This is a genomic window from Streptomyces sp. NPDC029466 (assembly GCF_055574515.1).
Map to the genome: position 1 here is coordinate 8,264 of NZ_JBVHZH010000079.1, position 10,889 is coordinate 19,152.

The 10,889-nt window shown below is 69.5% G+C and carries 11 protein-coding genes; 8 read left to right on the plus strand and 3 right to left on the minus strand.

Annotation, left to right across the window (positions count from 1 at the left end):
• The first annotated feature begins 226 nt into the window (after positions 1-226).
• The 4 genes from ACZ4XD_RS35825 (at position 227) to ACZ4XD_RS35840 (ending at position 4,035) form a co-directional block, all read left to right on the plus strand.
• The gene (locus tag ACZ4XD_RS35825; RefSeq protein WP_468049511.1) at positions 227-856 is read left to right on the plus strand and encodes a non-oxidative hydroxyarylic acid decarboxylases subunit B; all 630 of its coding nucleotides are present in this window, start codon (positions 227-229) and stop codon (positions 854-856) included.
• 184 nt (positions 857-1,040) lie between these two features.
• Positions 1,041-1,475, plus strand: a complete 435-nt coding sequence (locus ACZ4XD_RS35830) for a MarR family winged helix-turn-helix transcriptional regulator (protein ID WP_468049513.1) — start codon at positions 1,041-1,043, stop codon at positions 1,473-1,475.
• Positions 1,476-1,714: 239 nt separating this feature from the next.
• A complete protein-coding gene (locus ACZ4XD_RS35835; RefSeq protein WP_468049515.1) occupies positions 1,715-3,352 on the plus strand; it encodes a GAF domain-containing sensor histidine kinase in 1,638 nt (545 codons plus the stop codon).
• Between the two features lie 44 nt (positions 3,353-3,396).
• A complete protein-coding gene (locus ACZ4XD_RS35840) occupies positions 3,397-4,035 on the plus strand; it encodes a response regulator (protein WP_432000518.1) in 639 nt (212 codons plus the stop codon).
• Positions 4,036-4,102: 67 nt separating this feature from the next.
• Here the strand turns inward: ACZ4XD_RS35840 and ACZ4XD_RS35845 are convergent, their stop codons facing one another.
• The gene (locus tag ACZ4XD_RS35845; protein WP_468049518.1) at positions 4,103-5,728 is read right to left on the minus strand and encodes an AMP-binding protein; all 1,626 of its coding nucleotides are present in this window, start codon (positions 5,726-5,728) and stop codon (positions 4,103-4,105) included.
• 2 nt (positions 5,729-5,730) lie between these two features.
• A complete protein-coding gene (locus ACZ4XD_RS35850; RefSeq protein ID WP_468049520.1) occupies positions 5,731-6,615 on the minus strand; it encodes an amidohydrolase family protein in 885 nt (294 codons plus the stop codon).
• A gap of 389 nt (positions 6,616-7,004) precedes the next feature.
• On the opposite strand from ACZ4XD_RS35850, the gene ACZ4XD_RS35855 reads away from it, so the two are divergent.
• Together ACZ4XD_RS35855 and ACZ4XD_RS35860 are read left to right on the plus strand one after the other, a co-directional pair.
• On the plus strand, positions 7,005-7,907 hold the full coding sequence (locus ACZ4XD_RS35855; protein ID WP_468049522.1) for an SDR family NAD(P)-dependent oxidoreductase: 903 nt from the start codon (positions 7,005-7,007) through the stop codon (positions 7,905-7,907).
• A gap of 1 nt (position 7,908) precedes the next feature.
• The gene (locus ACZ4XD_RS35860; protein ID WP_468049524.1) at positions 7,909-8,367 is read left to right on the plus strand and encodes a MaoC family dehydratase; all 459 of its coding nucleotides are present in this window, start codon (positions 7,909-7,911) and stop codon (positions 8,365-8,367) included.
• A gap of 151 nt (positions 8,368-8,518) precedes the next feature.
• Here the strand turns inward: ACZ4XD_RS35860 and ligM are convergent, their stop codons facing one another.
• On the minus strand, positions 8,519-9,898 hold the full coding sequence (gene ligM / locus ACZ4XD_RS35865; protein ID WP_468049526.1) for a vanillate/3-O-methylgallate O-demethylase: 1,380 nt from the start codon (positions 9,896-9,898) through the stop codon (positions 8,519-8,521).
• Between the two features lie 309 nt (positions 9,899-10,207).
• Between ligM and ACZ4XD_RS35870 the strand changes: the two genes are divergently transcribed.
• On the plus strand, positions 10,208-10,567 hold the full coding sequence (locus ACZ4XD_RS35870; protein WP_432145944.1) for a protocatechuate 3,4-dioxygenase: 360 nt from the start codon (positions 10,208-10,210) through the stop codon (positions 10,565-10,567).
• Positions 10,560-10,889 (plus strand): DODA-type extradiol aromatic ring-opening family dioxygenase (locus tag ACZ4XD_RS35875; protein ID WP_468049528.1); only part of this gene is annotated, 330 nt, incomplete at its 3' end. The genes ACZ4XD_RS35870 and ACZ4XD_RS35875, both read left to right, overlap by 8 nt.

Genomic DNA, 10,889 nt, shown 5'->3' on the forward strand with positions numbered 1-10,889 from the left:
GGCCATCACCCCCCCCCCCTCCCCCCCCACCCCCCCCCCCCCCCCCCCCCCCCACCCCCCCCCCCCCCCCCCCCCCCACGCCATGGCGCCCATACCGTCCCGCCAGAAGCCACCTACACCTCCATGGCGGGGCGGAAGGAGCACGCCGGGGCAATATGCCTCTTCGAAACGGCGCGATACATGGCATTCAGGCCGGCAGCAGCAAGTTCGAGCGAAAGGTATGTACATGCGGTTCGTCGTCGGGATGACGGGCGCCACGGGCGCGATTCTGGGCATCCGACTGCTGGAGGAGCTACGCCGGCAGCCGGACGTCGAGACACACCTGGTCATGAGTCGCTGGGCACGGGCGACCATTGAGCTGGAGACCTCGTGGACGGCACGGCAGGTCGCGAAACTGGCGGATGCGGTGCACGGCCCCGAGGACCAGGCGGCCGCTGTCTCCAGCGGCTCGTTCCGCACCGACGGCATGGTGATTCTGCCGTGCAGTGCCAAGACACTCGCTGCGATCCGGGCCGGTTACGGAAGTGACCTCGTGTCACGGGCGGCAGATGTCACTCTCAAGGAACGGCGTCCCCTGGTGCTCGGCGTGCGGGAGACCCCGTTGTCGGCCATTCACCTGGAAAACATGCTGGCCCTCTCCAGGATGGGAGTGACGATCCTGCCGCCCATGCCGGCCTTCTACAACAAGCCCGCATCGATGGACGACATCGTGGATCACATAGTCGCCCGCGTCATGGATCAGTTCGGCCTCGACAGTCAACGCGCGGTGCGCTGGCAGGGGCCTTCCACCGCGCGCGGTGACCACGTGCCACACCGCTCAGCCCGGACACGGCCCTTGCCCGAACCGCAGCTGTGATGCCGTAGCCCCGGCAGTTGAGTGTGGGCAGGGGCAACAGGGCGGCGGTCTCCAGGTACCGGTCCGTCCTCCTGCTCGTGACGCGGTCGAGATCGCCGGCCTGTGCCAAGATTCATCCGGAGCCCCACAGCGTGGCCCCACTTGCCACCCGCCAGCGCTGCAATGATTCGGAGACACCGCGGCCATGTCCGAGCAGCCCCTAGCCGACACTCCGATGCACCTGTTGCGTCGCGCGCTGCAACAGCTCACCGCGGTCTGGCAAGCAGAGGTTCCCGACCTCACCGCCCCCCAGTACGCCGTCCTCACCGTTCTCGTCGACTCACCCGGCAGCACCCAGGTGGAGCTCTGCAAGGCCACCGCGATCGACCGGTCCACCATGGCCACCATGCTCGACCGGCTCGCCTCCCGCGGTTGGGTCACTCGCGAGGTCGACCCCGCCCACCGCCGCCGGCACCAGGTCCGGCTGACTCCCGAAGGCCATGACCTGCTGCGTCGTGTCGCCCCCGCGGCCGCCCGCGTCAACAGCTGGCCGGTCGAGCGGCTCGGTGCTCAGCGACTGGAGGAGCTCCTGCCGCTGCTGCGGGCGCTCGCCGGGGTGGACGCCGAACACGGCGGCTGAGAGCCGCCTGACTGCTGGAGACGGCCGTCCGGCCGAGATCGCCGGGGAGGGCCCGGCGGACGCCGTCCACGGTGCGGAAGGCGGTCGCCGTCTTGGTGCTGTCGCCCTCGGTGGTCCCTCCCGGTGTGCCTACGACAGATGACGTAGACGGAATGTGCCGGGCGTCCGATGATGGCGGTGTGCGGCTGGGCGCATGCTGGCCGGACAGCCGCAGTGTGGAAGATCCGGGAGGAGGGCCGATGTCCAGCCGGGATCGCGGAGCAAGCGTCGTGGAGTCGCATGACGGGGAAGCCGGGGCGCTCGGCCCGCCGGTTCCGTGGGCGATGCCGGCTGAGCATGTTCCCGACGGCATTGCCGTGATCGACTCCGATGGGTTGTTCGTCCAGGTGAATGCGGCGGGGGCCGCGTTGTGCGCACGCCCCGCGGATGACCTGGCCGGGACGCCCGCACCGTTCGAGCTTGCGCAGGGCCTCTCGGCCGACACCCTGAAGCTTCTTGATGAGGGCGCGACCGAGCAGGTCTGCGTATGGACCCCGGTCGCCGGGCAGCGCCGCGAGTTCGCCTATCGGACCCGCCCGCTGCCCGGGGATCCGTCGATGACCGTGGTTGCCTTTCGCGACGTCAGTGCCGAGCGGCAGCGGCAGCGCCGGGTGGCCGCCATCGCGCGCTCGTCCGTGAAGCTGGCGTCGGAGGGCTCGATCACGGCGACTCTCGACGCCCTCGCCGGAGAGGTGCTGCAGGCCGACGCCTTGGCCGGGGTGCAGATCCTGACGCTGGACGAGTCGGGCCAGGGATTGCAGATCATGGGCTCGGCCGGGTTCCGCCGCTGGCCGGACTTCTTTCACCGGATCATGGAGTGCCGCGAGCGCGGTGCCGTCCTGGCGATGATGGACGCTTTGGAGCAGGGCGAGCCGGTCGTGGTGCCCGACCGCTGGGCATCCATCCGGCAGGACCCGGCGTGGGAACCGTTGCACGAGTACCTCGGCGAGCTGGAGTGGGACTGGTTCGCCAGCGTGCCCTTGATCATCCGCGGCCGCTCCGCCGGCGTCCTCAACGCGTTCTTCGAGCCGGGACAGGTCGTCGGTCGCCCCACCATGGAGTTCCTGCTGGCCATGGCCGAACAGGCCGCCGTGGCGGTCGACTACGCCTCGTTGCTGCAGAACGAGCGTGAGCTCGCGCGTCGGGAGGAGCGGCAGCGGCTGGCCCGGGACCTGCACGACTCGATCGTGCAGCAGGTGTTCTCCATCGGGATGCAGGCCAAGTCGTTGGGCGTGCTGGGAGCTCGTGGCGAGAGCGTCCCGGCCGCGGGTGTGCGGCGCATCGCCGAAGAGGTCGGAGTGCTGTCCAAGACCGTCCTGGCGGACCTTCGTGCGATGGTGCACGAACTCCGGCCGACGGCCTCGACCCAGCTGGGGCTGGAGGAGGCCGTCCGGGCCCTTGCCGAGAGCACCGGGAACCGCACCGGTCTGCGGTTCAACGTCATCGCCGGGTCCGGGCTGGACCGCATCGCCGCGGAGATGGCCGAGGACGTGTACCGGATCGTCGCTGAGGCCATCCACAACGTCGTCAAGCATGCCGAGGCGGAGAGCGCCACCATCTGCCTGAGCGTACGAGAGCACGCGCTCGCCGTGACCGTGGCCGATGACGGCAGGGGCGCCCGCGCGACCGGTGCCGAAGGTCAGGGCCCGGCACATGGATACGGCCTGGTCAGCATGGGGGAGAGGGCGGAGCGCTGGGGCGGCACGGTGCGGGTCCGACCACGCTCGGCCGGGGGCACCTCGGTGCGGGCCGTGATCCCGCTGCCCGATCTCGTGCCCCACACCGCACTCTCGGAGCCCGAGAGGCCTGAGGAACCGAGGGAGGACCCGACACCGTGAACGCTCCGGCAGCACCGACGCCGACCCATGCAGAGGTCCGGGTCATGATCGTTGATGACCACGCCGTGGTCCGCCGTGGTATCCGCGCCTACCTTGAGGTTCTCGACGACCTGGAAGTGGCGGCCGAAGCCGGCAACGGTCTGGAGGCCCTCGATCTGCTGGAGGCCATGGCCGCTTACGGCGAACTCCCGGACGTCGTCCTGATCGACCTGCTGATGCCCAAAATGGACGGGGTCGCGGCATCAGCGCGCATCACCCAGCTGTACCCCGGCGTGAAGGTCGTGGTCCTGACCAGCTTCGGCGAGATGGAGCGGGTGCACGCCGCGTTGGCCAACGGCGCGTCGGGCTACCTGCTCAAGGATGCCGAACCCGGCGAGGTCGTTGCCGCGATCCGCGCGGCAGCGGTGGGGGATGTGTTCCTCGACCCCGCGGTGGCCCGTCAGCTCACCCAGGAGATCGTGTCGCCGCCGACCGGCATTGGTGCTCTGACCGGTCGGGAACGGGACGTCCTGATCCTCGTTGCCCAGGGTTGCTCCAACCAGGAGATCGCGGACGAACTCGTGATCAGCGAGCGCACCGCCCGGACGCACGTCAGTAACGTGCTGCGAAAGCTCCAGCTCACGTCCCGCACCCAGGCCGCTCTCGTCGCGGTGCGACAGGGCCTCGTGCCGCCCCAGAGCTGAACCGGGTCGGCCGGAAGCTGGAGCGGGTCGGCTGGCCCGCCGCACCGGGACGTCAAGTGCGGCGGGACTAGGGCTCGTTCGCGCGGACGACCGTCCTGGCCCAGGCCATTTCCAACTTGCCGGTCGGGGTCCTGGCCAGCCTGTCGACGAGCACGATCGTGCGCGGGACCTTGTATCCGGCGAGGGACCGGCGAACCCAGTCCTGGAGTTCCGACTCGACGAGTGAGCCGGGCGAGGACGTGGCGACGATGGCGGCGACCCGCTCGCCCCAGACGTCGTCAGGGGCACCGATGACGACACAGTCGGTGACGTCCGGATGCGTGAGGAGGACGCTTTCGACCTCTTGCGGGTGGACCTTCTCGCCGCCGGTGTTGATGACACCCGAGCCGCGGCCGAGGAAGCGGATCGATCCGTCCGCCTCCAGCTGTGCGAGGTCGCCGGGGATGGCATGGCGGACGCCGTCGATGGTGCGGAAGGTGGTCGCTGTTTTTGCCCTGTCGTTGTAGTAGCCGAGCGGCATCGGGCCGCTGTAGGCGAGCATTCCCGTCTCGTCGCTCCCCGGTTCGAGGATGCGCTCGTCCTGGGTGATGACCTTGGTCGCCGGGGTGGGGAAGAAGCGGGCCGGGAGGTCTTCCACGGACCGGGTCACCGCGAAGGCGAACGGACCGCCCTCACTGGAGGCGATCGCATCGGTGATGGTGAGGTCCGCCCGTTCGTGCAGGGCCTGCTTGAGGCGGTCGCTGAGAGCGGTACCCGAGCTCAGGACGGCACGGAGGGACGAAAGGTCATGTGGCGAGCCGGCCTTCTCCGCCCGTATCAGCTCGTCGACGAGCGGCTGACAGACCGCGTTGCCGGCCACGATGATGGTGCCCGCGCGCTGCGCCACCGCGGTCTCCCAGACGTGGTGGGGAACGAGGCGGCCGGGGCGCACGGTGATGGCCCGGCCGCCGACCAGCAGGGCGCCGAGCGTGTTGAACAGGCCGGTGCCGTGCATCAGTGGCACGACCGGCAGGACCGCGGGGGCCCTGCGGTCCTCGTGGGCTTTGACCGCGACGTCGACTGCCTCCGCCAGCGAGCGGGGCAGCCCGGCCAGGCCGAGCGGGCGGAAGATCGGCACGGTGAGACTGTGCAGCAGGTCGGCCTGCCGCCAGATGACGCCCTTGGGCTTGCCGGTCGTGCCGCCGGTGTACATGAAGAGCTGATCCGAGCCGGGCCGGGGACGGTGCGGGCGTGGACCGGTGGAGGCGAGCAGGTCGTCGAGGACGTGTGCCGTGGGCCCGGCCGGCCACCCGGGGGAGGTGCCGACCTGTACGAGCAGGCGCAGCGACGCCACATGGGCCGCGGCGTGGCTGACGTTGGCCGCCAGTTCCCCGCTGAAGACCAAGGCGGCGGCGTCGGCGTCGTCGAGCAGGGAGGAGAGCTCCTCCTCGGTGTAGCGGTAGTTCGCGTTGACCGGGATCGCGCCGATCTTGAAGGCGGCGAACACCGTCTCCAGGTAGGGCGCACCGTTGTACAGGTAGCAGGCAACGGTGTCGCCGGGCCCGACACCCGCCGCCTCCAGCGCCGCTGCCAGGCGGGACGCGCGGTCATCGAACTCGGCGTAGGTGACGTCGCGGCCCGGTTCGGAGATCGCGACCGCGTGCGGGAGGCGGGTGGCCACGGCTTCCCAGACGGTGCCGAAGGAGACGTCCATGATCAGGCCTCCGCATCCTTCGCCGAGTCGTCCAGGCCGAAGAGGCGCACTGCGTTCTCCTTGAGGATCATGGGGCGCACGTCGTCCTTGATGTCGAGCTTGGCGAAGTCGGCGAGCCAGCGGTCAGGAGAGAGCGCGGGAAAGTCCGACCCGAAGAGGACTTTTTCCTTCAGGAGCGAGTTCGCCTGCGCGACCAACTGTGGCGGGAAGTACTTGGGGGACCAGCCGGAGAGGTCGATGTACACCTGAGGCTTGTGGCCCGCGACCGCCAGCGCCTCGTCCTGCCAGGGCACCGAGGGGTGGGCGATGATGATCGGCATGTCGGGGAAGTCGACCGCGACATCATCGAGGTGCATCGGGTTGGAGTACTTGAGCCGGATGCCGCCCCCGCCCGGCAGGCCGGCCCCGACTCCGGTCTGCCCGCTGTGGAACAGGGCCGGCAGGCCCGCCTCGGCGATCACCTCGTACAGCGGGTAGGCCGCCGGGTCGTTGGGGAAGAAGCCCTGGTCGCTCGGGTGGAACTTGAACCCACGGACCCCGTACTCGTCGATCAGGCGGCGTGCGGTCCGCACGGCGGCCGCGCCGCGGCCCGGGTCGACGCTGGCGAACGGGATCAGGGTGTCCGGGTACGAGGCGGCGTGCTCGGCTATCTCCTCGTTGGTGACCCGGGGCTCCTGACCGGTCCGGGTGACGGAGTCGACGGTGAAGACGATCGCTGCCATGGACCGCTCGCGGTAATACTCGGCGAGCTCGGGAACCGTCAGCTCGGGAATCGAGCCGAAGACCCCGGCGAGGGCGTCGGAACCGGTTCCGGAACGCTCCTTTTCGGTGACGGACGCGAGGACGTGGGTGTGTACGTCGATCGCGGTCAGCCGGCTGACGTCCATGCGGGCTCCTCGGTGAGTCGGCGTTCGGCACGGGGCGGAAGGCGGCCGTGCACGCTCGGAGCCTCACGGTAAGGACCTCGGAAGGGACCTACCACCGTGGAATGACCGGTCGGTGCCTGTGTCCCTCGTCCCTGTGGGGCTGGGACGGATGACGTAGACGGATCTCGCCGGCAGGTCCCGCGCGCGCGAGGCGGCGGCTCGCGACGAATGACGTAGTCCCCGGCGCGACGGAAGCGGCTGCGGATGCCGTCATCGGCCGGATCCGCGACGGTGATCGCTCTTCTAGCGTCGAGCACATCGCGCGGTGTGGACGTCCCGGTCGCCGGCTGCGTGGGGGACGCCGCGTAGGAGATGCCGACGGCGCCCGTCGGGGCGCGCGAGGAGGACACATGCTTGACGGCAGGGTTGCTGTGGTGACCGGATCGGGCCGCGGCCTGGGCCGGTCCTATGCCCGGGCGCTGGCCGCCGCGGGTGCGTCGGTCGTGGTCAACGACCTTGACGGAGACGTTGCCGAGGAGACGGTGCGGTCGATCGTCGATGCCGGCGGGTCCGCGGTCGCCGAAATCGGCGCGGTGGGCAGCTCGGAAATGGCTGCGGCACTGGTCGCTCGGGCCGTGCACGAGTTCGGCCGGCTGGATGTGATGGTGACCAACGCGGGTGCGCTGCGGGACAAGACGCTGCGCAACACCACGGATGAGGACTTCGACCTGGTCGTCCGCAGCCATCTGCGGGGGACCTTCACCTGCGGCCGTGCCGCGGTGGCCCGTTTCCGCGAGCAGGGCGACGGCGGCCGACTGATCCTGGTCGGGTCGCCGGCCGGGCAGCGCGCGAGCTTCGGTCAGACCGCCTACTCGGCGTCCAAGGGCGCGATCGTGGCGATGATGCGGACCTGGGCGGTCGAGAACGCCAAGATCGGCGTGACCGTCAACACGATCGTGCCGACGGCCCTGACCCGGATGGTGGCCACGGTCCCGGGGCTCGGGGAGCTGGTCGAGAAGGCAGACCGTGGCGAACCCGTTCCGGCGCATGTGCGCCGGCGCGGTCTCGGTACGCCGGACGACGTCGCCCCGGTGATCGTCTACCTGGCCTCGGCCGGCTCGGCCCACGTCACCGGCCAGGCCATCGCGACCGGTGGCGATCGGATCGCCCTGTGGACCCACCCGGGAGAGGTGGCTGAGCAGCTGCGCGGCGGTGGCTGGACACCTGAGAGCGTCGCAGCGGTCTTCGCCGGTCCGCTCAAGGGCGAGCTGCAGGACTACCTGCCCACCCCGCTCGACTTCGGAGGTAACTGACGTGCCCATCGTCGCCAACGGCATCGAGGGCGTGCGCGCCCTCCCCATCGGTGAGGTGCTCGGACAGAGCGACCGCTACGAGATCACACAGGCCGCCGTCGACAAGTTCGCCGACGCCACCGGGGATTACCAGTGGATCCACGTCGACGCGGAGCGGGCGAAGGACGGGCCGTTCGGCGGGACGATCGCCCACGGCTACCTCACCCTCTCCCTCGTGCCGCGGCTCCTGCCGGAGATCCTGCAGATCAGCGGCTTCACCTTGGTCGTGAACTACGGCTGCGAGAAGGTGCGTTTCCCGGCCCCCGTCCCCGTGGGCGCCACCGTGCGCGCCACCGCTGTTCTCGACGAGGTCAGCGAGGTCAAGGGCGGCCTTCAGCTCACCCTCACCATGACGATCACGGTCGAGGGCGCTGCCAAGCCTGCCTGCGTCGTCACCTTCCTCACCCGTCAGTTGGTCTGAGACCTGTCAGGACCGTGCCGGGGCCCCGTCGGGTCCCGGCATCGTGGCATCAACGGCGGCCGTGCGTACGCCGCGGGGAAGAGCTGGTCCGCAGGACGAGCGGTGCCGGCCTCCCAGCGGGGGAGACCGGCACCGTAGCCGCTGATGGGGCTCAGACGGAGGCGGAGGTGCGCCATCCCGGCTGGTAGGTCTCGCGGGCCATCGCCGCGTAGGGGGCCGGGCTCACGATGGCGCGGACCGGAAACTGCTGGTGCGGCTGCACGGTGGTCTTCTTCGAGCCGCCGTCCGGCTCGCCCCAGACGACCGTGACTTCGGCGCCCAGCGGGACATCGGGGCTGACCGTGGCCAGCGACAGGGCCTTGCGTTCGTTGGGGCTGTAGCCGGTGAACACGGACAGACCGACGTGGTTGCCGTCGGCGTCCTGCACCGCGTCGAAGTTGGACGAACCGTAGTTGGCGTTGGGCAGGTCGAAGAACTGGTAGCCGGGGCCTTCGGGATCGACCGGAGAGGCGAGGAGCCTGGCGACGTCCTCGGCGTTCCAGGCGAGGGTGACCTTGCGGCGCTGGGTGCTCGGGTCGATGGCCTCCAGCGCACTGCGGCCCACGAAGTCGTGGTCGAACTTGACGAACCCGCCGTAGCCGAGTTCCCACGGGTTGAGGTAGTAGTCCTCGATGTTGTCGGAGACGAAGCTGCCGGCGAGTGCGTTGCACGCCTCGTAGCTGTCGGCACCGAGCCACTGGCGATACGGACGCAGCTCCTGCGAGGTGTAGATCGCGGGCAGCGGCGAGGGGATCCAGCCCGACTCGAACGTATTGCAGGAGTACGCCCGGCATCCGGCCGGCTCCAGGCCGAACTCCCGGCCGGCCTCCAGGATCGCGTCGCGGACCTTGTCGTACGTACCGTACGGTCCCCAGATCTCCAGTCCGGGCGCTCCGGCCATGCCGTGGCGCAGCGTGCGGATGCGCTCACCGGCGATGTTCAGGTAGCCCATTGTGAAGAACTTGACCTGCTCGACGGGGCCGCCGTGGACCTTCTCGATCACGTCCCAGGCGCGCGGACCCTGAATCTGGAACCGCCAGACATCACGGGTGACCTGCTTGCCGTAGGGACGCGACGGGGAGCGGTCGTCGTATCGGACGTCGACGTTGTAGCCCCGTTCCGCGGTGAACGTCAGCCAGTTGGCGACGGGAGCCCGTCCGACGAAAACGAACTCCTCCTCGGCGAGCCGGAACAGGATGCCATCGCCGATCACGCCGCCCTCGGGGGAGACCGGGACGAACTGCTTGGCCGAGTCGACCGGGAACTTCGCGGTGCTGTTGATGCCGGTGTCGGTGAACAACTTGAGCGCGTCGGGGCCGGACACCCACAGGTTGACCATGTGGTGCGACTGGTCGAACAGCACCGCGGTCTTCTGCCAGGCGGTCGCCTCCCGGCGGAAGTTGCTGAACTCGGCCGGCACGACGGGGTAGATGTAGGCCCCGAGCCGAGAGTTCCGGAGCAGTTCTACGGTGTTGCCTGCCTGATCCAACACATCCTGAAGGTTTTTGGCACTCATGGGGCTACCCGTTCTGAAGTGGCGGTTGTCTCCGTCGTTCGACGCTAGGGAGTGACCCGCTGCGTCGGCAGCGAGAAATGGCGCGAGTGGAATGGCCAGGACGGTCAGCGCCTGCGGGTCATTTGACGTAGGGGGCCGCGGTACGTCATTTGTCCCGTGCCGCCTTCGCCGGCTCGCCGCCCGGAAGTCGCGACAACTGCGCAATGGACGGTGGGGGCGAGCGCTCTACCGTCGGAGGAGACCGCCGACGGCGTGTCGCGCGGCCCGAGCCAGGGAGCACACCACATGACGAGCCGGAGCAGGCTGGACCCGCCGGGGACCTACGTCTTCGACGGTCCGACCAGCCGCCGAGGGCACCACATGAACAAGCTGTTCATGTCCCTTCGAGGAGGGAACGCCCGTCGGGAATTCTGCGCGAACGAAGCCGCGTACTGCCGGAAGTTCGGTCTCTCCGCGGAGCAGACCACCGCGATTCTCGGTCGTGACTGGCAGGCCATGCTCGACCTCGGCGGGAGCATCTTCTACATCTACAAGCTCGCGTGCATGGACGGGCTGACCTTGCAGTACCTCGGCGGTGTGTTCACCGGGATGTCCGAGGCGGAGTTCAAGGCCGCGATGCTGGCGGGAGGGCGGACCGATGTCTGAGGTGATCTGGGGACTGGCGACCTCGCATGTGCCGTCCATCGGGGCGGCGATGGATCGGGGCATGACCGCGGACCCGGTGTGGAGTCCGCTGTTCGAGGGGTACCGGCCGGCGAGGGAGTGGCTCGCGGAGCACACGCCGGACGTCGCGATCCTGGTCTACAACGACCACGCCAACGGAGTCGACCTCGACATCGTCCCGACGTTCGCCCTCGGCACGGCCGAGAAGTACCGGGTGGCGGACGAGGGCTTCGGCCGTCGTCCGGTGCCGGACGTCGCCGGGGATCCCGAGTTCTCCTTTCACCTTCTGCAGAAGCTGATGGAC

Excerpts from the sequence above, each read along its gene's own strand:
- ACZ4XD_RS35825 (WP_468049511.1), top strand. The coding sequence starts at position 227 with ATGCGGTTCGTCGTCGGGATGACGGGCGCCACGGGCGCGATTCTGGGC.
- ACZ4XD_RS35830 (WP_468049513.1), top strand. The coding sequence starts at position 1,041 with ATGTCCGAGCAGCCCCTAGCCGACACTCCGATGCACCTGTTGCGTCGC.
- ACZ4XD_RS35835 (WP_468049515.1), top strand. The coding sequence starts at position 1,715 with ATGTCCAGCCGGGATCGCGGAGCAAGCGTCGTGGAGTCGCATGACGGG.
- ACZ4XD_RS35840 (WP_432000518.1), top strand. The coding sequence starts at position 3,397 with ATGATCGTTGATGACCACGCCGTGGTCCGCCGTGGTATCCGCGCCTAC.
- ACZ4XD_RS35845 (WP_468049518.1), bottom strand. The coding sequence starts at position 5,728 with ATGGACGTCTCCTTCGGCACCGTCTGGGAAGCCGTGGCCACCCGCCTC.
- ACZ4XD_RS35850 (WP_468049520.1), bottom strand. The coding sequence starts at position 6,615 with ATGGACGTCAGCCGGCTGACCGCGATCGACGTACACACCCACGTCCTC.
- ACZ4XD_RS35855 (WP_468049522.1), top strand. The coding sequence starts at position 7,005 with ATGCTTGACGGCAGGGTTGCTGTGGTGACCGGATCGGGCCGCGGCCTG.
- ACZ4XD_RS35870 (WP_432145944.1), top strand. The coding sequence starts at position 10,208 with ATGACGAGCCGGAGCAGGCTGGACCCGCCGGGGACCTACGTCTTCGAC.